Origin of the sequence: Nocardiopsis sp. NPDC007018 (assembly GCF_040635075.1) — a bacterium.
Lineage (GTDB): Bacteria > Actinomycetota > Actinomycetes > Streptosporangiales > Streptosporangiaceae > Nocardiopsis.
Window position 1 is genome coordinate 1 of the sequence record NZ_JBEYHA010000060.1, and the last position, 21,589, is coordinate 21,589.

General features: G+C 71.0%; 19 protein-coding genes and 1 pseudogene. 10 read left to right on the top strand and 10 right to left on the bottom strand.

Annotation, left to right across the window (positions count from 1 at the left end):
* Window positions 1–693: pseudogene (locus tag ABZ635_RS23505) on the bottom strand (chromosomal replication initiator protein DnaA); the annotation flags it as partial.
* 768 nt (window positions 694–1,461) lie between these two features.
* Here ABZ635_RS23505 and rpmH point away from each other — a divergent pair.
* The 8 genes from rpmH to ABZ635_RS23545 all read left to right on the top strand — a co-directional run bounded on the left by rpmH (window position 1,462) and on the right by ABZ635_RS23545 (window position 7,358).
* Complete coding sequence (gene rpmH, locus ABZ635_RS23510) at window positions 1,462–1,605, top strand: 50S ribosomal protein L34 (RefSeq protein WP_014909187.1); 144 nt, start codon at window positions 1,462–1,464, stop codon at window positions 1,603–1,605.
* A gap of 124 nt (window positions 1,606–1,729) precedes the next feature.
* Window positions 1,730–2,221: a ribonuclease P protein component gene (rnpA, locus tag ABZ635_RS23515; RefSeq protein ID WP_357768937.1), complete on the top strand. Its 492-nt coding sequence runs from the start codon at window positions 1,730–1,732 to the stop codon at window positions 2,219–2,221.
* A complete protein-coding gene (gene yidD / locus ABZ635_RS23520) occupies window positions 2,218–2,532 on the top strand; it encodes a membrane protein insertion efficiency factor YidD (RefSeq protein ID WP_357768939.1) in 315 nt (104 codons plus the stop codon). Before rnpA ends, yidD begins: the two co-directional genes overlap by 4 nt.
* Before the next feature lie 28 nt (window positions 2,533–2,560).
* Entirely contained in the window at window positions 2,561–3,499 is a 939-nt protein-coding gene (yidC, locus tag ABZ635_RS23525) for a membrane protein insertase YidC (RefSeq protein WP_357768941.1), read from the top strand.
* A 143-nt stretch (window positions 3,500–3,642) separates the two neighbouring features.
* Entirely contained in the window at window positions 3,643–4,131 is a 489-nt protein-coding gene (locus ABZ635_RS23530; protein ID WP_357768943.1) for a R3H domain-containing nucleic acid-binding protein, read from the top strand.
* A 410-nt stretch (window positions 4,132–4,541) separates the two neighbouring features.
* Window positions 4,542–5,273: a 16S rRNA (guanine(527)-N(7))-methyltransferase RsmG gene (gene rsmG, locus ABZ635_RS23535; protein WP_357768945.1), complete on the top strand. Its 732-nt coding sequence runs from the start codon at window positions 4,542–4,544 to the stop codon at window positions 5,271–5,273.
* A 209-nt stretch (window positions 5,274–5,482) separates the two neighbouring features.
* Complete coding sequence (locus ABZ635_RS23540) at window positions 5,483–6,310, top strand: AAA family ATPase (protein WP_357768981.1); 828 nt, start codon at window positions 5,483–5,485, stop codon at window positions 6,308–6,310.
* 88 nt (window positions 6,311–6,398) lie between these two features.
* A complete protein-coding gene (locus ABZ635_RS23545; protein ID WP_357768947.1) occupies window positions 6,399–7,358 on the top strand; it encodes a ParB/RepB/Spo0J family partition protein in 960 nt (319 codons plus the stop codon).
* A 169-nt stretch (window positions 7,359–7,527) separates the two neighbouring features.
* On the opposite strand, the gene trxA is transcribed toward ABZ635_RS23545, so the two are convergent.
* The 3 genes from trxA to ABZ635_RS23560 form a co-directional block, all read right to left on the bottom strand.
* Window positions 7,528–7,851: a thioredoxin gene (gene trxA, locus ABZ635_RS23550; RefSeq protein WP_357768949.1), complete on the bottom strand. Its 324-nt coding sequence runs from the start codon at window positions 7,849–7,851 to the stop codon at window positions 7,528–7,530.
* Between the two features lie 47 nt (window positions 7,852–7,898).
* Entirely contained in the window at window positions 7,899–8,831 is a 933-nt protein-coding gene (gene trxB, locus ABZ635_RS23555; RefSeq protein WP_357768951.1) for a thioredoxin-disulfide reductase, read from the bottom strand.
* A 134-nt stretch (window positions 8,832–8,965) separates the two neighbouring features.
* Window positions 8,966–9,409: a hypothetical protein gene (locus ABZ635_RS23560; protein WP_357768953.1), complete on the bottom strand. Its 444-nt coding sequence runs from the start codon at window positions 9,407–9,409 to the stop codon at window positions 8,966–8,968.
* A 185-nt stretch (window positions 9,410–9,594) separates the two neighbouring features.
* Here ABZ635_RS23560 and ABZ635_RS23565 point away from each other — a divergent pair, with 185 nt between their 5' ends.
* Window positions 9,595–10,818, top strand: coding sequence for a sensor histidine kinase (locus ABZ635_RS23565; RefSeq protein ID WP_357768955.1), 1,224 nt, complete (start codon window positions 9,595–9,597; stop codon window positions 10,816–10,818).
* Window positions 10,815–11,507 (top strand): response regulator transcription factor, encoded by a 693-nt coding sequence (locus tag ABZ635_RS23570; RefSeq protein WP_357768957.1) that lies wholly within the window; start codon window positions 10,815–10,817, stop codon window positions 11,505–11,507. Before ABZ635_RS23565 ends, ABZ635_RS23570 begins: the two co-directional genes overlap by 4 nt.
* Before the next feature lie 71 nt (window positions 11,508–11,578).
* Here ABZ635_RS23570 and ABZ635_RS23575 read toward each other — a convergent pair whose 3' ends face one another.
* The 6 genes from ABZ635_RS23575 to ABZ635_RS23600 all read right to left on the bottom strand — a co-directional run bounded on the left by ABZ635_RS23575 (window position 11,579) and on the right by ABZ635_RS23600 (window position 21,457).
* On the bottom strand, window positions 11,579–12,478 hold the full coding sequence (locus tag ABZ635_RS23575) for a hypothetical protein (RefSeq protein ID WP_357768959.1): 900 nt from the start codon (window positions 12,476–12,478) through the stop codon (window positions 11,579–11,581).
* Window positions 12,475–13,101 (bottom strand): RNA polymerase sigma factor SigM, encoded by a 627-nt coding sequence (gene sigM, locus ABZ635_RS23580; protein WP_357768961.1) that lies wholly within the window; start codon window positions 13,099–13,101, stop codon window positions 12,475–12,477. The genes ABZ635_RS23575 and sigM overlap by 4 nt, the downstream gene beginning before the upstream one ends.
* A gap of 31 nt (window positions 13,102–13,132) precedes the next feature.
* The gene (locus tag ABZ635_RS23585) at window positions 13,133–14,710 is read right to left on the bottom strand and encodes a protein kinase family protein (protein ID WP_357768963.1); all 1,578 of its coding nucleotides are present in this window, start codon (window positions 14,708–14,710) and stop codon (window positions 13,133–13,135) included.
* A gap of 246 nt (window positions 14,711–14,956) precedes the next feature.
* Complete coding sequence (gene murJ, locus ABZ635_RS23590; protein WP_357768983.1) at window positions 14,957–16,747, bottom strand: murein biosynthesis integral membrane protein MurJ; 1,791 nt, start codon at window positions 16,745–16,747, stop codon at window positions 14,957–14,959.
* A 165-nt stretch (window positions 16,748–16,912) separates the two neighbouring features.
* Window positions 16,913–18,724 carry a murein biosynthesis integral membrane protein MurJ gene (gene murJ / locus ABZ635_RS23595; protein WP_357768965.1) on the bottom strand — a complete coding sequence of 604 codons (1,812 nt, stop codon included), beginning with the start codon at window positions 18,722–18,724 and terminating at the stop codon, window positions 16,913–16,915.
* An 84-nt stretch (window positions 18,725–18,808) separates the two neighbouring features.
* Entirely contained in the window at window positions 18,809–21,457 is a 2,649-nt protein-coding gene (locus ABZ635_RS23600) for a DUF6049 family protein (protein ID WP_357768967.1), read from the bottom strand.
* Between the last annotated feature and the right edge of the window lie 132 nt (window positions 21,458–21,589).

Sequence of the window (21,589 nt, forward strand, 5' to 3'; positions counted from 1 at the left end):
CGACAGCGAGCACCTGGCCCGCCTGCACGTCCTGGCGGACGGCGAGGAGGAGGACTGACCGGCGGAGCCTGAGGAGGGACCCGGAAGGGCGCGGGGTCGCTCGGCGGGCTCGGGGGGGCCGGGGAGCGGTTGCCGGGGCGCCTGGCCGCGTCCGTCCGCCCGCGGCTCCGGGTAGGCGGGCGGGGGGCCGAGCAGATCGGCCCGGGCCTCCTGCGCGCGGACGTGGTCGGGGTGGGCGCCCAGCGCCTCCGACGGGTGCGGTGCGCTGGGCTGCGGGGACGGCGCCTGGACGTGCTGTCCGGCCGGGCGCGCGTGCTGTCCCCGGGGTTCGTGGGCGGTCGCCTGCTCGGGCCGACCGGGCGACGGGGGCTGCTCCGGCGGGGCCGACAGCGCCGAGTGCGCGCCGGTGTCCCTGCCCACTCCGTACGGGGAGGGGGTCGGGGGCGGGGTGGGCACGGCGGTCGGGTCGACGGTCACCGCGACACGGATCTCCCGCCCCAGGTGCGCGGAGAGCGCCTTGCTGATCGCCGGGTAGAGGCGTGTCTCCAGGACCTTCTTGGTGAACTCGTTGGGCGCCGCGATCAGCGCCGTGTCCTCGATCAGACCCAGCGGGCGGGTCTGCGGCAGCCAGGCACGCTGGTGTGCGGGGAGGGAGTCGTGGTCGATCCCGTCCAGCACGCTCGACCAGACCATTGCGAGGTTGACCTGTGCTTCAGCCAAGGTGACCTGCCACGGTTGCTGTCCCTTCGGTGCGGATCTGTTCGGTGCGGTCGGGGGGCGGTGAGGGGACGGGGGAGTGCGGTCCGGCGTGAGGGGGGAGGGAGGGCCCGGCGGGGCCCCTTCTCCCCATTGTCCTCCCCCAGGGGAGGCGCCGGGCCGGGGTAGCGGTGTGCGTTCGGTCGTTCGGGGCGTTCACGGCCTGTGGACAACTGGTGCGGCCGCCAGAGGCCAAGGGTTTGACTACCTGGGGGTATCCACAGCTTCAGGAGGTTGTCCACACCTTGTCCACAGGTTTATCCACAGGATGACAGCTCCCTGTGTATGGCCGGAGGTTATCCACAATCCGCAGTTCACAGGGTGTGTACGGCGGTTTTCCACAGCTTGGCGGTGGCTGTGGGCAGCGCCGGGGGCGAGTTATCCACAGGTTGAGGTTATCCACAGCTCCCACTCCCTGTGGAAGTCTCACACGCTGTGGACAACGAGTTGTCCACAGGGCACGGGTAGACTGCTGTCCGTGGCGGCGACACGGTCGGTGCCGGCCGCTCCACCCGCGCGGGGGACGGTCAGCAGGGCTGATTTGACCAGGACCGGACCAGGTCGTATGTTCTTTATGCTTATGCCGACGATCCTGCCCGCACCCGTGTCCACCACGAGGTCGCGGCCCCGTCGCACGCACTGTAAGGCCCCGCATATCCTGGGGGTCTGTCGTAGTACTTTCCTGACACGCCCCTGGAGCCAGTAGTGAGCAAGCGTACGTTTCAGCCGAACAACCGGCGTCGCGCGAAGGTCCACGGTTTCCGGCTGCGCATGCGTACGCGCGCCGGTCGCGCCATCATCGCCTCGCGTCGTCGCAAGGGACGCGCCGCGCTGACCGTGAGCCACTAGGCCACGTCAAGCCTCAAGTCTTCACTGGGACCGGTCCGGCCTTCTCGCCGGTCGGTCCCTTTGTCGTGGGGCACGGAACCGGTAGCCGGGGGCCGTGCCGCACCCCTCTCCCGGAGGAACCCCGATGTTGTCGCCGGAGAACCGGATGCGCCACAGCGCCGAGTTCGGGACGGTCATGCGTTCCGGTCGGCGCTCCTCACGTGACGCCCTGGGCGTCGTCTACCTCGCCCCCCGGAAGCCTTCCCGCGACAGCGACACCACCGACGCGCCGCCACCGCCGCGCGTCGGTTTCGTCGTGAGCAAGGCCGTCGGGGGCGCCGTCGTCCGCAAGCGCGTCCAACGCCGCCTGCGCCACCTGATGCGCTCACGGTTGGCTGTTCTGCCAAACGGTAGCCTGCTGGTAGTGCGGGCCAGGCCCGCGGCCGCGAACCTGCGGCAGGAGGACCTGGCGGTACAACTCGACAGCGCGATCGCCGCGGCGCAGCGTCCCCGTGGGGCCGACAAGCGCCGACGCGGCCGCGGGGGCCAGCGCCCCGATCCGGTCGGGTCGGCGAAGAGTGAAGCAGACGGTGACCGTCGCCCCCCAGAGGGCGCAGAACGGTGGGCGAAGCAATGACCGAGCACAGACCGACGTCGTTCGCGCGGTTGCTGATCCTGCCCATCCGCGGTTACCAGCGCTTCATCAGCCCGCTCTTCCCCCCGGTCTGTCGTTTCTACCCCTCGTGCAGCGCGTACGGCGTCGAGGCGCTGCGCGTGCACGGGGGACTTCGCGGGTTGTGGCTGACGGCCAGGCGTATCGCCCGCTGCCACCCCTTCAACCCGGGGGGTCTTGATCCGGTTCCGCCGCCCAAGGGGCGCCGGAACGAGGAGTCCGAGGAGTCTACGGGCGGAACCGGGCACGCCGGCACCGCTTCCGGGGACCAGTAGCTGAACCGAATCACCGAGGAGTTGGCCGGTGCTGGACTGGCTTTACAACATCATCGGCCACGTGTTGGTCTGGATCCACCAGGGTCTGACCATCGTTGGCCTGAACCCCGACAGCGGGTGGGCGTGGGGCCTGTCCATCGTGCTGCTGACCTGCCTGATGCGTCTGCTGATGGTGCCGCTGTTCGTCAAACAGATGAACACGCAGCGCAAGATGCAGGAAGTGCAGCCGAAGATCATGAAGCTTCGGGAGCGCTACAAGCACGACAAGGAGCGGCTCCAGCGGGAGTCGATGAAGCTGTACCAGGAGAGCGGCACCAACCCCATCATGGGTTGTCTTCCGCTGCTGCTCCAGATGCCGGTCTTCTTCGCCCTGTTCAGCGTGCTGCGCAGTGTCGCCGAGGGCAAGGTGCAGTTCGGCTTCACCCAGGAGCTGGCCGACAGCGCGCGTGAGGCGCTGATCTTCCACGCGCCGATCGCCGCGCAGTTCAACACCCCGCCGGAGGAGCTGCGGGCCCTTGGCGCGACCGACCCCATCATGGCCAAGGTCGTCATCGCCATCGCCTGTGTGGTCATGGGCGTCACGACGTTCCTCACCATGCGTCAGAGCATCAAGCGCAGCATCGCGCAGCAGCCCGACAACCCGATGATGCAGACCCAGAAGATCATGATGTACATGGCGCCGGCCTTCGGGCTCTTCGGCCTCATGATGCCGATCGGTGTGCTGGTCTACTGGGTCACCTCCAACGTGTGGACGATGGTGCAGCAGCACTTCCTGTACCGGAACCAGCCCGCCCCGGGCGAGACCGCCGACGCGGAGAAGGGCTCCTCCTCCAAGGGTTCGGCCAAGGGCATGCTCGGCCGGAAGAAGGCTCCGGAATCCGCTCCGGAACCGAAGGAACAGCCTAAGATCGAACGCAAACAGCCGAAGAAGCAGACGCGTTCCAAGCGCGGTGGCGGGCCCAAGTAGGGCCACCCGGTTTCGTGTCGGCGTCGACGACCTCCGAGTGCGCAGGCGAGAATGCCCCTGAGGCGTACGGCGGCCAGTGACTGACGGATTGAGGAGACGGGATCGCTGTGGGAAGTAGCGAGGAAGAGGGCGGTGGCGTGGCTGTGGCTGACGCACCTGAGGCCGGGATCGACGTCGAGGCCCTGGAGAACGAGGGCGACATCGCCGCGGACTACATCGAGGGTCTGCTCGACATCGCGGACTTCGACGGCGACATCGACATGGACGTCGAGGGCGACCGCGCGATGGTCTCCGTCGTCGGGGCGACCCTGGACGAGCTGATCGGTGAGGAGGGGGAGGTCCTGGAGGCGCTCCAGGAGCTGACCCGCCTCGCCGTGCACCGGGCCACCGGTGAGCGGAGCCGTCTGATGCTCGACATCGGCGGCTACCGCGACGGCCGCCGCAAGGTGCTCTTCCAGATCGGTGCCGAGGCGGCTGAGAAGGTCAAGCAGTCCGGTGAGGTCCACCCGCTGGAGCCGATGACCCCGTTCGAGCGCAAGGTGGTGCACGACGCGGTCGCGGCGGCGGGCCTGCGCAGCGAGTCCGAGGGCGAGGAGCCCCACCGCTACGTGGTGGTCCACCCCGCCGACTAGGTCGGAACGCGGGAGGTTCGGGGGCGGTGTTTCACGTGAAACACCGCCCCTTCGCCATGCCCGGAGTGAAGGAGACCCCGTCGGGCGGTCCGGGTTCCGCGACGGAGACGACCCGGGCGCAGGGGGTGTTTCACGTGAAACACGGGTGTGCCCCCCGCGTAGGATCGTCTCCGGGGACCTCCCCGCCACGAGTCGTCCCGCCCCCGGTGTCCCCGAGGGCGGCTCCGCGAGTGGAGTCGCGAACCACGCGACCCGTGTGGGGGAGGGGACGACCCCCGTGCGCGCGGACGGACGCGATCCGCCGCGCGCTTTCCGCGTCGTCGTCGACCAGTCCCCATGTGGACAGGTCGACATGGCGACCCAACGGTTCATGGAAGTGACGATGGACGAGTTCCGACAGGTGGTGACCGATGACCTCGGGCACTGAGGAGCCCGGCGCTACGCTCCCCGCCCCGCCCCCGCAGGCCGTGGCGGTTTTCGGCGACAGCCTGCCCGTGGCGACCCGCTACGCCGAGCTGCTCGCCGACGACGGGGTGCGTCGCGGGCTGATCGGCCCGCGCGAGGTGCCCCGCCTCTGGGAGCGGCACCTCATCAACTGCGCCGTCGTCGAGGAGCTGATCCCCGAGGGCGCGGAGGTGGTGGACATCGGCTCCGGCGCGGGGCTCCCCGGGTTGGTGCTCGGTCTGCTGCGGCCGGACATCCGCATGACCCTCCTGGAGCCACTGCTGCGGAGGACGGTCTTCCTCGACGAGGCCGTACGGACGCTGGGGCTGACCAACGTGGAAGTGCGCCGGGGACGCGCCGAGGAGGCGCACGGCGAGGTGTACACCGACTTCGTCACCGCCCGCGCGGTGGCACCGCTGGCCCGTCTGGCGGGTTGGTCGCTCCCCCTGCTGCGCAAGGACGGAAGCCTGTTGGCCCTCAAGGGGGAACAGGCGGAGGCCGAACTGGCCGAGGCCCAGAAGGACGTTTCGAAACTGCGTCCTGGTGTGAGCGATGTGATCAGGGTGGGGCGGGGTAAAGTCGATCCCGCTACCACGGTCGTTCGCGTCACGGTGACATCCGACGGTGGTCCGCCCGCGCCGGGAGGCTCCCAGAAGAAGGCGCGGAACGGCAAGAAGAAGCGCGGACGGAAGAGGTGAACTCATTCGTGCCCCAGAACCCAGCCGACAACGCCGGTGTTTCACGTGAAACACCGGTAGGCGCCTATGGGGATCTGCTCGATGTGTCAGGTGAGACATCAGCGGACCCCACGGCGGGCCAGCCCCCTGTTTCACGTGAAACATGGAACGGCGCGGCGACCGCCGACAGCGTCCCCGACACTCCGCTCGCCCAGGCGGCCCGCGCCGCGATGGCGGGCCGCGGTCACGAGGAGCCGTGGCCCCGCCCCCGGTCCTGTCGCATCATCAGCGTCGCCAACCAGAAGGGCGGCGTGGGTAAGACCACCACGACGGTGAACATCGCCGCCGCCCTGGCCATGAACGGGCAGCGGGTCCTGGTGGTCGACCTCGATCCCCAGGGGAACGCCTCCACCGCCCTCGGCATGGAGCGCGACAACCAGACCCGGTCCATCTACCACTGCCTGGTCGAGGACGAGGAGATCCGCAAGCTGGCGCAGCCGGTTCCGGACATCCCCAACCTGTGGTGCGCTCCCGCGACGATCGACCTCGCGGGCGCGGAGATCGAACTGGTCTCCCTCGTGGCGCGAGAGGCCCGGCTCAAGCGGGCCTTCGCCGCCTACGACACCTCGGACCTCGACTACATCCTCATCGACTGCCCGCCCTCGCTGGGCCTGCTGACCGTCAACGCGATGGTCGCCTGTGACGAGGTCATGATCCCGATCCAGTGCGAGTACTACGCACTGGAGGGGCTCGGCCAGTTGCTGCGCAACGTGGAGCTGGTCAAGTCCCACCTCAACACCGGGCTGTCCGTCAGTACGATCCTGTTGACGATGTACGACGGCCGCACCCGGCTCGCCCAGCAGGTCGCCGACGAGGTGCGCTCGCACTTCGGGGAACTCGTCCTGAAGTCGCTGGTGCCGAGGAGCGTCCGCGTGTCGGAGGCGCCCAGCTACGGGCAGTCGGTCATGACCTACGACCCGGGGTCGACCGGGGCGATGGCCTACCTGGAGGCGGCCCGTGAGATCGCCTTCCGAGCCGAAGGGCTCAACGCCGGCTGACGGCGGTTGTTTCACGTGAAACACTCCGCCCGGTCGTGAGGCCGACCGGGCGGTCGGAGACGCACTAGGAGTGTGGAGGGAGTTGCCGGTGAGCCAGCAGCGGCGCGGACTGGGCAAGGGGCTGGGGGCGCTCATCCCGCAGGGGCCGACCGTCCCCGCGCCGGTGGAGAGCGTCCGTGACACGGTGGTGTCCATCCCCGAACCCCCCTCGGCGCAGGGGCCGACGGAGATGCCTGACGGGACGTACCTGGAGGAGGTCGAGCTCGCCTCGATCACCCCCAACCCCCGACAGCCCAGGACGTACTTCGACGACGAGGCGCTGGACGAGCTGCGGGACTCGATCATCGAGGTCGGCCTGCTCCAGCCCGTCGTGGTCCGCAGGGTCGAGGGCGGGGACGAGCCCCGCTACGAACTGATCATGGGGGAGCGCCGGTTCCGGGCGAGCAAACTCGCGGAGCTCGAACGCATCCCCGCGATCGTCCGGCAGACGGACGACGACGAACTGCTCCGGGAGGCGCTCCTGGAGAACCTGCACCGACAGCAGCTCAACCCGTTGGAGGAGGCCGCGGCCTACCAGCAGATGCTGGACGACTTCGGCACCACCCAGGGGGAGCTGGCCCAGCAGGTCGGCAAGTCCCGCTCGCACATCTCCAACACCCTGCGCCTGCTCAACCTCCCGGGGAAGGTGCAGACGCGGGTGGCCGCAGGGGTGCTCAGCGCGGGACACGCCCGGGCCCTGCTGGCGATCGAGGACCCCGAGGCGCAGGAGCGTCTGGCCCAGCGGGTCAACGACGAGGGGCTGTCGGTCCGTTCCCTGGAGGAGATCGTCGCGCTCCGGGAGATTCCGGCCGCGGAGCGGCCCACCCGGGCCGCCGCCGCCCGGGTCGACAACCCCCCGCAGGTCGAGGAGTGGGCGACACGCCTCGGCGACCGGCTCGACACCACCGTGAAGGTGGACATCGGCCGGAAGAAGGGCAAGATCGTCGTGGAGTTCGCGACGATGGAGGACCTGGAGCGGATCATCGCCCAGATGGGCCGGGGGGTCTGACTCCTCCACCTCACGCGCGATGGCGGTGTTTCACGTGAAACACCGCCTCGGCGCCCCCAGGCGTCCGCTGCGCCGCGTTGCGGGTCCGTGTGGAGGCTGGGCCCGCCCGAACGCCGAGAGGCCCCCAGGGGCGACCTGGGGGCCTCTCGCGCGACTGCGGTGCTCCGGGCTACAGGAACTCCGCGAGCTCCTTCTCCAGGAGGCGCGTCGGCTTGGCACCGATGATCTGCTTCACGACCTCGCCGTCCTTGTACACGTTCATGGTCGGCAGCGACAGCACGTTGTAGGCGCGCGGGGTCTCGGGGTTCTGGTCGGTGTTGATCTTCACCACGTCGATCTTGTCGCCGTGGTTCGCGGCCAGCTTGTCCAGGACCGGGGCCATCTGCTTGCAGGGACCGCACCAGTCGGCCCAGAAGTCCACCAGCACGGGCTTGTCGTTCTTGAGGACGACCTTCTCGAAGGAGGCGTCGGTGGCGTTCTTGACGGTGGACACTGCTTGGTTCTCCTTGCGTCGACGAAACCGGGTGAGGGGAGCGGAAGCTAGTTGCCTCGCGCGGCGAGGAAGCGCTCGGCGTCCAGGGCGGCGGAGCAGCCGGTGCCCGCGGCGGTGATCGCCTGGCGGTACTGGTGGTCCACGACGTCGCCCGCCGCGAAGACGCCTTCGAGGTTGGTCCGCGTGGACGGGGCGTCCACCTTCACGTACCCCTCCTCGTCGAGCTCGATCTGCTTCTGGAAGAGCTCCACGCGCGGGTCGTGGCCGATCGCGACGAACAGGCCGGTGACGTCCAGCGTGCTGGTCTCGTTCGTCTTGTTGTTGACCAGCTTCAGGCCGCTGACGCGGTCCTCGCCGACGACCTCGGTGATCTCGGTGTTCCAGAGGAAGGTGATCTTGTCGTTGGCCAGGGCGCGCTCGGCCATGATCCTGCTGGCGCGCAGCTCGTCGCGGCGGTGGATGACCGTCACCGACTTGGCGAAGCGGGTGAGGAAGAGGGCCTCCTCCATGGCGGTGTCGCCGCCGCCCGCCACGGCGATGTCCTGGTCGCGGAAGAAGAAGCCGTCACAGGTGGCGCACCAGGAGGTGCCCCGGCCGGACAGTTCCTTCTCACCGGGGATGCCCAGCTCGCGGTAGCCGGAGCCGGTGGCCAGGATGACGGTGTGCGCGAGGAAGGTCTCACCGCCCGCGGTGACCTCCTTGACCGGCTTGGTCAGGTCCACGTCGGTGACGTCCTCGGGAACCAGCTCGGCGCCGAAGCGCTCGGCCTGCTTGCGCAGGTTGTCCATGAGGTCGGGGCCCATGATCCCGTCCGGGAAGCCGGGGAAGTTCTCCACGTCGGTGGTGTTCATGAGCGCACCGCCGGCCGTGATGGACCCCTCGAACACCAGAGGGCGCAGTTCCGCGCGCGCGGCGTACACGGCAGCGGTGTAACCCGCCGGTCCGGAACCGATGATGATGACATTGCGGACGTCACTCACGCTCTAGGCCCTTCACACAGTCGCTGCCCGGCCACAGTGCTGTGACAGGGGAAAGATGGTTAGCACAACCGATGGTAGGCGCACGCCATTCCCGGTCCGACATCCTCGCAGCGTACGGGGGTGGGGTATGGATCTCAGCCGCGTCCCGGCCATCTCGCGCGCCCCCGTCCCAGAGTCGCGCCGACCGCCACGGCCACGCCCCCGGCGGCGGCCCCCCACATCGCGTTCAGGGCCAGTACCGGGAGCACGGCCACGGGGCGGGCGAGCGGCCCTTGGAGCCCCTCTCCCAGGAGCGGCGACAGCACCGCGCCGAGCAGGATCGCGAGCACGCCGTAGGCCACCCCCGCGCACACCAGGGTGACGAAGGGCCGCGGTACGTGCGCCACGACCACGGCCGCCACCCACGTGGCCGTCACGAGCAGGGTGGTCCCCACCTGGGCCCAGGGCGTTCCGACCGCTTCGGCGACACCCGTGGCGTTCGCCAGGGGGCGCACCAGGGCGAGCGCGCCCAGACTGAGCACCAGGGACCAGGGCACACCGGGCGGTGACACCGGGGCCGGGGACGGTGGGCGGTTCATGGGGCTCCCTCGCGGAGGTCCGGCGGCGGATACCGGACGGCGGACTCCGCCCGGTCATCCGGAGGCTACGGAGCCCCGCCCCGGCGGGGCGTCCGCCACCGCGCCCGGGGCGGTACGTCGAGACGCGTACGCGGACGCGCCCGGGAACCGGGGTGCCGCCGGTCCGGTCTCCGTAGAATCGCGGCATGTCCGAGCGCCCCGGCCCACAGGAACCGTCCGGCCGCCAGGCCGTTGTCGTCGACGCCCTCCTGGGGTTCGCCGTGTTCGCGGTGGTGGCGATCGCCATCGGCGCGGGCATCGGAGGGGGCGACCTTCCGCCGATCGTCGCCTACGGCTTCGCGACCGCGCTCGGTCTGCTCATGCTCGTCCGGCGCCGCTGGCCCCTGACGGTCCTCGTGGTCACCGCCGTCCTCCTCGTGGCCTACTACGTCGCGGACCTGCCGGTGATCGGGCTCGCGGTGCCCGTGTCGGCCGCGCTGTACTCCGCCGCGGCCTTCGACCGCACCCGGTGGGCGGTCGGGGTCGCGGCGGCGCTGGTCGGTGTCTCCACGACCGCGCGGCTGTCCGAGGGGCAGGACCCGGCCTTCCTCCTCGGGTACGAGCTGGTGACGACCGTGGCCGTCATGGGTGCGGCGATCGCCCTCGGCGACGGCGCCCGGCAGCGGGCGGAGGGCGCCCGCCAACGCGCGCTGATCGCCGCCCTGGACGCCCAGGCACGGGAGGCGGAGTCGGCCGAGCTGCTGGCCCGAGAACGCGCCCGGATCGCCCGCGACCTGCACGACGCGGTCGGCCACCACCTGTCGGTGGTCTCCCTGCACACCTCGGTGGCGGCCGAGGCCCTGGAGGAGGGAGAGACCGACCTCCCCGTGGCCCGCGCCGAGCTGGAGCACGTCTCCCAGGCCGCGAGCGAGGGATTGCGGGACCTGCGCGCCACGGTGCGGGCGCTGCGTGAGCCGGAGGACGGAACCGGGGCCGGTGACGGAGGCGGGGCCGGCCGGGTCGCCGGGCTCGCCCACCTGGACGGGCTGACGGCCTCCGTGCGGGCGGCCGGGCTGGACGTGGAGGTCGTCGGAGAGGGCGGCAAGGGCCTGCCCGGGCTGGTGGACGCGACCGCCTACCGGGTGGTGCAGGAGGCGCTCACGAACACGCTCCGGCACGCGCGGGCCCGTCGCGCCCAGGTCGTGCTCGTCCGCACGGAGGAGGCACTCATCGTGACGGTCGCCGACGACGGGTCGGTGGTGCCGGGGAACACCGCGGACGGGGGCGCGCCCGACACCGGGCGAGGAGGAACGGGGCTGGCTGGAATGAGGGAGAGGGTGCGCATGGTGGAGGGGACTCTGGAGGCGGGGCCGGTGCCCGGCGGCGGGTTCCGGGTACGGGTCCGACTGCCGATCGGTGGCGGCGCGTGAACGGGGCCACGAGGGTGCTGCTCGTGGACGACCAGGAGCTCGTCCGCGCCGGAGTACGCGCCCTGCTGGAGCGCGACGGCGACATCGAGGTGGTGGCGGAGGCCGGGGACGGACGCGGGGCGCTGGTCGAGATCGACCGCTTCCGGCCGGAGGTGGTGCTGCTGGACCTCCAGATGCCCGTCATGGACGGCCTCGGCGTGCTGCGGGAGCTGGAACGTCGACGTGTCGACACGTCGGGGCGCCGACATGTCGACACGCGGGTGGTGGTCCTCACCACCTTCGGCGAGGACGACAACGTCTTCTCCGCGCTGCGCCTGGGGGCCGCGGGGTTCCTGCTCAAGGACGCCGGACCGCGCGAGCTGCGGGAGGCGGTCCGCACCGTGGCGGCGGGCGAGGGCCTGCTCTCGCCGGGGGTGACCCGGAGGGTCATCGAGCGGCTGGCCGGGACCGGCCCCCCGCCCGGTGCCGGTGAGCGGCTGGACGGGCTCACCCCCCGCGAACGCGAGGTGCTCGGGCTCGTCGGCCGGGGGCTGACCAACCAGGAGATCGGCGCCGAACTGCACCTCAGCCCGGCGACCGCCCGCACCCACGTGGGCCGTCTGCTGGCCAAGCTCGGGGTACGCGACCGGGTCGGGCTGGTGGTGCTGGCCTACGAGACCGGTCTGGTGCGCGCGGGGGGAAACCGCTGAGGGGTCGGGCGGCGGTGGCCGCGCCGAAGGCGAGGGGGCGACGCCCGCGCGCCGCCCCGGGGAGACGTTCGTTAAAGGGGGCGCTGCGCGATCACGCCGTCGCCGACGGGGGCGCCGCCGGAACAGCTCGAGCGGTCGAGGACGACCACCCCGGCGCCCTTGGTGTCCTGGGTGAACAGGACCCACACCGGCGCCGGTGTTCCGCCGCCGTCGTAGAGGGCCTCGTCGACCAGGGTGACCCGCAGGCCGCTCTCGCTCTCGAATCCCGTGACGCACTCCTGGAGCTCGGGGCTCAGCTGGGGGAGTGCCTGGGCGCCCGCCCCCTCGGAGCCCTCCAACGCCCGTGCCGAGGCCGCGACCTCCGCCGCCTGGTCGCCGAGGCCGTCCTCGGTGTAGACGGTTCCGCTGCTGAGCGAGGTCGCGGAGTAGGACTGGGCGGTGTCGGGAGCGGACTCGGGGGCGCTCTCCTCCAGCAGGGGAGAGGCGGCACCGGAGTCCTCGTGCCCGCTCATCTGCCCGTTGAGGATCGCGGCGCCGCCGCCGACCACGAACACGGTCGCGGCCGCGACCGCCATCAGGTGCGGCAGGCCGAACCCGCGCCGTCTGGTGAGGGGCACCACCGGTGCCAGGTGCTCCCGTTCGGGTGCCCCGGTCCCGTCGGCGGTGTCGTCGCCTTCCGTCCCCTCGGGGGGTTCGGAGGCGGTGGGTGAGGAGGGCGTCCCGGTCTCCCGGTCCGAGGCGCGGGCGGCCACGGCGTCGGCGATCCGGTCGTCGAGGAGGTCCGCGACGTCACGTGGGAGCGCGGGGGCGGGCGCGTCGGCGAGGACGCGCGTGACCCTGGTGAGGTCGTCGAGGACCGTGGCACAGGTCGCGCAGGTCTCTATGTGTGCGGCAACGGAGCGTTCCTCGTCGGGGTCCAGGAGGTCCTCGGCGAAGAAGGCGAGTGCCTCCACGTCAGGATGGGACGTCACGATGGGTTGGCACCTCCTCTCCCAGATGTGACGTCTCGCGGATGCTGAGGGTTCCTTAGATGGGCGAGTGTGGGAAGAAGTTTGGCGCGACCTCGCGCACACCGGCTCTTGACCGTGCCCGGGGCCACGTCGAGGATCTGCGCCGCCTCGTCCACGCGGTAACCGAGCATGTCCACGAGGGTCAGCGCCATCCGCTGGTCCAGCGGGAGGAGTTCCAGGGCGGCGTGCACGTCCAGGCGGGCCTCGGTCTGCGAGGCGTGGTCGTGCCCGCCGCCGGAACGGCTCAGGCGGTCGTTGGAGATGACGTCGAGGGTCTCGTCCTCGGTCGGGGTCGCCGGACGCACCTTGCGGCGTCTGAGGCGGTCATGGCAGGCGTTCACCACGATGCGGTGCATCCAGGTGCTGACCTGCGCCTCGCCGCGGAACCGGTCGGCGGCGCGGAACGCGGACATGAACGCGTCCTGGAGGGCGTCCGAGGCCTCCTCGGGGTCGCCCATCATCCGGACGGCGACAGCCCAGAGGCGCTCACGGTGACGGCGAACCAGAACCGCGAACGCCTGGTCGTCACCCTGAGCGTGCCTCGACAACAGCTCCCGGTCAGGAAGCTCCTGGGCCGCGTCCATCAGCGCTGATCACATACCCCACACAGTAGAACTAGGTCCCGCGAACCTCGACCTCGTAAATCGTCCCACGGTACTTGGAACCGTCGGCGGGCAGGGCGGTGAACCAGACCACCACGTACTGGCCGGTCACGGCCTCGTCCAGGGTGACGGTCTGCTCGCCGCTGACCTGCCCCTCCCAGACGGCGGGGAGGCTGGAGTCCAGGCTGGCGTCGTCGGAGACGGAGTCGCTGTCACCGATCCTGATCTGTACCCCGTAGTCGCGGGAGGGGAGCGCGAGGTCGACCTCGTGCACCTCCTGGCTGGAACCCAGGTCCAGGATCAGCCCGACACCGGACTTCTCGGTGCCCATGGGGTCGTTGTAGCCCTCGGTGTTCCAGGCGGTGCCGGGGTCGCCGTCATGGGCCAGCGGAGCGTTCTGACCGTGCTCGGAGTTGTCCCCGAGCGGGTCGAAGCCGTCGGAGCCCGCGATGTCGAGGACGACCAGCTCGGCCTCCTCCGGGACCTCGTCGGTCGCGTTGGCGGTGGGGTCGGCCTCGCCGTCCGTGCCCGAGTTCATCATCGAGCCGAACGTCCAGGCGCCGACGACGACCGCCACGAACACCACCAGCGCCATCGCCCCCACCAGGACGCGCTTGGCGGACAGGCCGCCCTCACGGGCCTCCCGCTGGTCCATGCGTGAGGGAGCCGGGCGCGAGCCCGCGCGAGCCGGTGCGGCCGCCGCCGCGGAGGAGGTGCGGCTGGTGCGCCGCTGGTTGTTGGTGGCGTCGAACTCGCCCGTGCGCCGGGAGGTCCCCGGCTCGGGCGGTGCGGTCTCGGCGGGCGAGACCGGCAGCGGGATGAGCCGGGGCACGTCCGCCATCGCCGCGCAGAACTCGGCCGGGGTCGCGATGGGCGGGCCGGGCACCATCTGCCCCACGAGCTGGGGCAGGGCCGCGCGGGTGGTGATGGAGGCCAGGGGCTCGCCCACCCCCTGACGGAGCTGCCCGGGCGGGTAGGGGCCCATGGGGCCCTGGGGTGCGCCGGGCAGGCCGCTCTGCGGGCCGGTCGGCCAGTACCCGGTGAGGGCCGCGTAGAGCAGGTTGCCCAGGCCCTGGGCGTCCACGGCCCCGGGGTTGGGGACGTTGTTGCCCAGCAGTGCGGCGTCCACACCGATGCCGGTGACCTTGACGGCCCCGCCGCTGCTCCACATGAGCTTGCCGGGTGTCAGGCACAGGTGGTGCAGGCCGCCGGCGTGCGCGGCGGCGATGGCCTCGGCGGCCTCGGCCACCAGGCCCGCGGCGCGCTCGGGCTCCATGGGGCCCTGGGCCAGCAGTTCGGCGAGGGAGGAGCCGATGACCCACTCCTCGACGACGTAGGGGACGGGAGTGGTGTCGTCGGCGTCGAAGACCTGGGTGACGCGGGCGTCCGGGATACGACTCGTGGCGCGGGCCGCGCGCACCACCTCTGACGTGCGGGGGAAACCCTCAGCGAAGGTCCACACCGCGACGGGGCGCGCGAGCGTCTCGTCGGTGGCCTTCCAGCGGGTCGCGCCACCGGTCTCGCTCACCACGGTGTCGAGTCGGTAGCGGTTGGCCAGCTTCGCCCCGGGTTCGATCAGGAAGGTGCTCATGATGGGAGTGACGGGTGACAGTGCCGTTGTTCGCGTTCCGCCGTCGCGGGCGCACGCGCGGGGGTTCGGCCCTGTCTGCTGTCCCCAGCCTCCCTTCGGGCAGCTCGGATAAACGATGCTCTGGCGGTAAAGCGGTGCCTGTCCATGCTAGGACGCGTGAACAGGCCCTTTGGAGGACATCGGATGCCCCACCATCTTCCGGGACGTACCCGGGCGCGGCTACCCAACATCATCCATTACAGGTGATCAGCGGCGTCGCAACCTGGTTCTGACCACATCCAGGAAAGCTGTGACTTCTGTCACTTTGAGGAACTTGGCGGCGACCACGAACAGTACGGCACCGACCAGACCTCCGGCCACCATGGACGCGAGCGCGGGCCACACGTCGCCGGGGAGACCGTCGAGGGAGTAGATCATCAGGACGCCGAACGCGGCCGCCGGAACCGTTGCCACGTGCAGCTTGACGAGGGTCACCGCGGTCCTGCGGCCGTCGAGACCGTTCAGTCTCCTGTTGAGGAGGTACCACATGATGACCGAACCGACCACGTAGTAGAGACCGTAGGGCACCGGCAACCACACCACGATGTCCTGCGGACGGTCCGCCAAGAAGTACAGCAGGCTGAGCGCGGTGACCGCGTGCGCGATCTCGGAGGGGATCGACACCAGGGCGGGGGTGCGCGTGTCGCCCAGCGCGTAGAACACGCGCATCTGGAGCTGGAACAGCGTGAACGGGATCAACATCACGCAGAAGACCATGAGGATGCGCCCGATCGCGGCGGCGTCCTCGGCGCTGGTGCTGCCCTGCGCGTAGATCATCACGCAGAACGGGACGGCGAAGACGATCATCGCCACCGCGATGGGCACGATCAGGACCGACGAGAGCCGGAAGCCCCGGGAGAAGTCGCTGCGGACCTGGTCCTTGCGCCCGGCCGCGACGTGCTCGCTCATCCGGGGCAGCAGGGCCGTGATCACCGAGACGGCGATGATCGCGTACGGCAGCTGGAACAGCATCGACGCGAACTTGTACGCCGCGATGCCCGAGCCGGTCTCGTATCCGAGGTCGGCCGCCATCGATCCGGCGCGGGTGGCGACGTTGGTGGAGACGAGCGCGCCCACCTGGGCCACGACGATGTAGAGCATCATCCACGAGGCGGCACTGGCCGCCTCGCCCAGCCCGGAACCGCGCAGGTCCAGACGGGGCCGCCAGCGGAAGCCCGCCGCGGCGAGCGCCCACAGCAGCACGGCGGCCTGGACGACCTGGCCGACCGCGGTGCCCAGGCCCAGCAGGGCGAGCTCGCCGGAGGTGATCGTGTCCGGGGTGCGGCCGGGACCGGCCACGGACAGGAACCACAGGCAGACGCCGATGATGACGACGTTGTTGAGCACCGGAGCCCACATGGGCGCACCGAACCTGTTGCGCGCGTTCAGCATCGCGCTGGCCAGGCCGCTGGCGCCGATGAAGAAGATCTGGAGCACCAGGTACCGGGCGAGGATGACCGAGACCTCGTACTGCGCCCCGCTGAACCCGCCCGCGTAGATCCGGATGAACCACTCCGCGACCAGCACCGACACCAGGGTCAGCACGAACAGCGCGAGCAGCATCAGCGTGACCAGCCGCTGCTCGGTCCGGTCGCCGCCGTCGTCGTCCAGCTTGCGCCGCTTGACGAGGAACGGGACGAACACGCTGGCCAGCAACCCGCCGATGAGCAGGTCGTAGATCATGTACGGCACCATGCCGGCGGTCTGGTAGGCGTCGCCCAGCAGCTGGGTGCCGATCGCGGCCGCCAGCACGATGGTGCGGACGAACCCCGTCACACGCGAGGCGATGGTGCCGACCGCCATGATCGCCGTCGACCTGGCGATGTTGCCGGGGCCGGTGTGCGTGGCACCGCCGATCTCGTCGCCGTCCTCCAGGCCCGCGCGGTCGGCGGTACCCACGTCACCGATCTCGCTCGGGTCCCGGACCGTTTTCAGGCCGGGCTCCGGCTCGGTCCGGGGTTCGACGCGTTCGTAGGCGTCGAGCACGTCCTCGGGCATCACCAGGTGGTGACGGGACGCGCCCTCGCGGGTGTCCTCCGGTCCGGGCTCCGGACCGTCGGCGTGTTGACGGAGGTGATCGCTGGACACCGTGGGGTGGTCCTTTTCTTCGACTCTTACGGCTGGGGTCTCCGGCGGGGGCGGGGCCGGAAGGGGTCACGGCATCTATCGACGCAGGCGGCCGCGGACGAGTTCCACGGCGGCGCTCAGCTCGGGGACGCGCAGCAACCGGGCGCAGACCAGGAAGAGCAGGGCACCGGCGGCACAGCCCGCGAGGGGCGCGCCGACGTTGGTGGCCAGACCGGGACCGACCCGCGTCTCGAAGAACCAGAGCACACCGAAGCCCGCCGCGATGCTGGGAACGACGGCCAGGTGCAGCCGCAACAATGTGCCAATCACGTGCTTTCCGTCAAGTCCCCCGATACGTCGGCTGAGGATCTGACCAGCGATGGTCAGGCCGGAGACGAACGAGAGCATGAAGCCGGAGGCGACGCCGACGACCACCAGGTCGGGCGGCAGCAGCAGGTAGGCGACCAGGGCCAGACCGCTGTGAACAGCGAGGTTGGCCAGACCGATCAGGGCCGGGGTGCGGGTGTCGCCCATGGCGAAGAACACGCGCAGCATGAGCTGGAAGACGGTGAACGGCAGCAGGCCGAGCGACATCACGGCCAGGATCTGGCCGATGGCGGCCGCGTCGGCGACCGACACCGAACCCCGGGCGAACGCCAGCACCGACAGGGGTTCGGCGAACAGGGCGACCGCGAACGCGACCGGGACCAGGACGAAAGCGGAGATCCGCAGCGTGCGGGAGAAGTCGGAGCGGACGGAGTCCCAGTCGCGGTCGTCGGCATGCGCGCTCATGCGGGGGAGCAGGACCGTGATCAGCGAGACCGCGATGATCGCGTAGGGGAGCTGGAAGAGCTGGTACGCGAGGTTGTAGGCGCTGATACCCGCGCCCACGTCCAGGCCCTGTTCGATGCTGGCCACGTTGGCGGCGTTGGCGATGTTGGTGGTGATCCACAGGCCCGCCTGGGTCAGGAGGGTGTAGAGCATCATCCACCCGGCGGTGCGCAGCGCCTCGCCGAGCCCGGAGCCGCGCAGGTCCAGGCGGGGCCGCCAGCGGTAGCCGGTGCGGGTCAGCGCGACGAACAGCACCAGGGCCTGGAGGGCCATACCGGCGGCGGTACCCGCGCCCAACAGGGTGAGTTCGCCGGTGCTGACGGTCTCCGGGGTGCGGCCCGGCCCCGCCACGACCAGGAACATCGCGGCCACGCCCATGATGACGACGTTGTTGAGCACGGGGGCCCAGACGGCGGCCCCGAACTTGCCGCGGGTGTTGAGCATGGCGCTCAGCAGACCGCTCAGGCCCACGAAGAAGATCTGTGAGAGCAGGAAGCGGGCAAGGTAGACCGACGCCTCGAACTGCAACGGGGTGAACCGGGAGCCGTACAGCCAGATGAGGGCCTCGGCGGCCAGGATCGCGACCGTGGTCACCAGCAGAAGCGCCAGCACCATGGAGGTGAACAGGCGGTCCTCGGTGGCCTTGCCGCCGTCGGCGTCGCGCTTGCGCCGCTTGACCAGGAACGGGATGACCACGGAGGCCATCAGGCCGCCGATGAGCAGGTCGTTGAGGATGAAGGGGATCGTGTGCGCGGTGTGGTAGGCGTCACCGAGCAGGTGGGTGCCGATCGCGGCGGCCAGCACGATGGTGCGGGCGAACCCGGTGATACGTGAGGCCATGGTGCCCACGGCCATGATCATGCTGGAGCGCATCATCCCCCCGGAACCGGAGTCGGAGCCCTCCTGCGGGGCGGGGCCGTCCGGTTCGGGGAGTTCGCCCTCCTCGTGGGAGGGGGTCGGGCCGCCGGTGGGCCGGACGGCGCTGTCACCGGGCATGGGCCCCTCATGGGGGTTCCTGCTGTGCCGGGGCGTGTAACGGGGGGACTGTTCGTCGCCGTTCGGGGAGTCGGTGACCACCGTGGATCAGGGTTCCTTTCGTCTGACGGGGAGGGGGCGGGCCGCGGCGCCGCGGGCACGGCGCCGCGGTTCAGGGGGTGGCGGTCACTTTCCGGAGCCGCTGTCGTCGGGGCGTTCCCCCGCCGAGGGGGTGTCGTCCGCCGTGCCGTCCGACGTGTCGGAGGCCGCGGGGGCGTCGTCCGCGGGGGGCGGGTCCGAAGGGGCCGTTCCGTCGTGAGGCGGCTCGTCGTCGCGGGTGGCGGCCCCCTCGTCGGTGGCCGTGTCGCCGTTCGCGTCGTCGCCGGTGGCGTCGTCACCGGGCGCGGAGCCGTCGTCGGCGGACGTACCGCCGTCCTTCGCGGAGCCCTCTCCACCGTCCCCGGGCCCGTCCCCGGGCCCGTCGCCGGACTCGGCCGCGCGGGCCTTCGCCGCCTGCTTGCGGGCCCACTTGCGCAGTGCCCGGGGAGCCAGCGCCGCGATCAGGATCAGCAGGCCGATCCCGCTGATCAGCAGGGCCTGCGTGCCCAGTCCCGTGGCGTTCACCTGGATCAGTGTGTCCTGCGAGCTGATCGGCTCGCCGTCGGCGTTCTGGAGACTGACGTGCACGTTCGTGCTGCCGTTGATCCTGGCCGACAACGGCACGTACACGGTGGTCTTGGCGCCCGGGGCGATCTCGAAGTGGTGCGTGTACTCACCGATGCTCAGCCGCTCGGAGTTCTCCGAGTACAGCGACAGGTACACGTAGACGGTCTCGTCCTCCAGGTCGTTGGCGACCAGCACACCGGTGGTCCCGGTGCTGCTCGCCAACGTGACCGGCTCGCCCGGGATGACGCGCACGTCCTCCCTGCGGCTCTGCACCGCCCGGACCACCAGCGAACGCGTGGCCCCGGCCAGCGCCTCGCGGTCCCGCCAGTAGACCGACTCCAGCCGCACCAGCGAAGGCCGGAACGGGTCCCGGTCACCGACCAGGATGCTGTTGAACAGGCGCACGTCGCGGCTGACGTCCTCGACCTGGCCGAGATAGGTGGAGCTGAGCCCCTCCCCGTAGGCGTCGTCCGCCAGGTCGAGTTCCTCGCGGGTGTCCTCGCGCTCCTCCGCGTCGGGAAGCTCGATCCGGTCCAGGCGCTCTGGGGAGAGCCAGGGCAGGTCGTCCGTGGCCGCGAGCACCCCGGCGGCGAACTCGGGGCTCGGGTCCCACCCGGGCTCGGGCGCCGCGACGACCACCCGGTCGCCGCCGCCGTTCTCCCCGGCGATCATCGCGGTCTCCGCGGCGAAGCGCTGGAGGGCCAGGGCGGACTCGCCCGGTTCCCACGAGGGCATCGACAGCACGCTGGTCAGACCGGGGTCGGTGACCAGGGCGAAGGACTCCTCACCCTCGTCCTCGCCGCTCGCGGGCAGCGGTGCCTGCGCCCCCGGGGTCGTGGAGATCCACGAGGCGGGCGGGAGCACCTCCTCGGACAGCAGGAAGCGCCGGGCGCCGTGCTCGGTGTAGAGCTCCTGGACCCGTTCGTCCATGAGCCCGCCCGGCGGAAGCGCGAACCTGTCGTCGGCGTCCAGGCCGAGCGCGCGCGCCGTGGCCTCCTGCCCGAGCCGCAGTGAGGCCTCGGCGTCGCCGTTCATGTCGTTCAGGAGCAGGGCGACGAGGTCGGCGCTGGCGTAGGGGGTGGCCACGACGGTGTCGGCGGCCAGGACCTCACGCGCCTCGCGCAGCCACACCTGGGCGGCCACGTCCGCCTCCCGTTCCACTCGGACCGGCTCCTGGGCGGGGTCCTCCTCCAGGTCGGCCAGGACCTGGTGGTCCTCCGCCGCCATGCGCAGGACGTCGTCGAGGGTGCCGGGGTCCACGGCCCAGGCGATCGGGACGCCCTCGGAGCGCGACGGCGCCTCCTCTTCGGCGGCGTCCGCGTCCCCGTTCCCGTCCGCGTCGTCCGGGTCCTCCTCCGGCCCGTCCCCGCCCTCGTCGGTGGCCTCGGGGGAGGCCGAGTCCGCGCTCTCCTCGGCGGTGGCGTTCTCACCGGGTGAGGGCGAACCCTCCGGGGACGGCTCGTCCCGGTCCAGGCCGAGCTCCTTGACGAGGTCCTCGTCACCGGGGTCGAAGGAGACCGGGACCTGCGCACCGGCCTCCAGGAGCCTTCCCAGGCGGCCGTCTGCACCGACCGAACCGTGCAGCTCGTCGCCGAGGAAGGTGTCGTCGTCGGCGCGCTGGGGGGCGGCCATCAGCGGCCAGACCCAGGCCAGGTCCAGGGAGGGTGCGTCTTCGTCGGCCGTGTAGGGAAGGAAGGTGTACTGGGCGCCGAGGACGTCGCCGTCACCGTCGAGGGCCTCGACGACCATCGGGTACACGCCGTAGGCGGTCAGGCCGAGGTCCTCGGCCTTGGTGCTCAGCGCGTACTCCAGGGTGCCGTCGGCCTCCAGCCTCCCCTCGAACTCCTGGTCCGGCCCGCTGGCACTGGGCTGCCAGTCCTCGCCGCCCGCGAAGTCGTCCAGCTCGTCGCGCGAGGTGAAGGGGTGCCGCGAGTACCGCATACGGACGGTGACGTCCCTGACGGTCTCCCCGGTGGTGTTGGTCACCTCGCCCGCCACCCGCAGGGTGCTGTCCTCGTCCACGGAGTCCGGGGTGATCCGGTCCACGACGAGCGGGGCGGCGGCCCCCTCCTCGTCGGGCTCGGCCGACGCGGGGGAGAGGGTGGCCGGTAGCGGAAGCAGAGCGGCGGTCATGGCCATGACCGCGGCCGCGGAAGCAGTTCGACGCAACGCTTGGTTTCCTGATTCGGGTCCAGGTGTCCGTCCCGCCAGGGATACGGAAGGTGGGGCGGGGTCGGTCGGGGTGCCCGCGCGGTGCGCTCGGCCCCAGCGGGGCTGGTGGCCGCGGGCCGACCGTGACGT

What these genes read in the sequence shown, in the direction of transcription:
- rnpA (WP_357768937.1), top strand. Translation starts at nt 1,730, where the DNA reads ATGTTGTCGCCGGAGAACCGGATGCGCCACAGCGCCGAGTTCGGGACG.
- yidD (WP_357768939.1), top strand. Translation starts at nt 2,218, where the DNA reads ATGACCGAGCACAGACCGACGTCGTTCGCGCGGTTGCTGATCCTGCCC.
- rsmG (WP_357768945.1), top strand. Translation starts at nt 4,542, where the DNA reads ATGACCTCGGGCACTGAGGAGCCCGGCGCTACGCTCCCCGCCCCGCCC.
- ABZ635_RS23540 (WP_357768981.1), top strand. Translation starts at nt 5,483, where the DNA reads ATGGCGGGCCGCGGTCACGAGGAGCCGTGGCCCCGCCCCCGGTCCTGT.
- ABZ635_RS23560 (WP_357768953.1), bottom strand. Translation starts at nt 9,409, where the DNA reads ATGAACCGCCCACCGTCCCCGGCCCCGGTGTCACCGCCCGGTGTGCCC.
- ABZ635_RS23565 (WP_357768955.1), top strand. Translation starts at nt 9,595, where the DNA reads ATGTCCGAGCGCCCCGGCCCACAGGAACCGTCCGGCCGCCAGGCCGTT.
- sigM (WP_357768961.1), bottom strand. Translation starts at nt 13,101, where the DNA reads ATGGACGCGGCCCAGGAGCTTCCTGACCGGGAGCTGTTGTCGAGGCAC.
- ABZ635_RS23585 (WP_357768963.1), bottom strand. Translation starts at nt 14,710, where the DNA reads ATGAGCACCTTCCTGATCGAACCCGGGGCGAAGCTGGCCAACCGCTAC.
- murJ (WP_357768983.1), bottom strand. Translation starts at nt 16,747, where the DNA reads ATGCCCGAGGACGTGCTCGACGCCTACGAACGCGTCGAACCCCGGACC.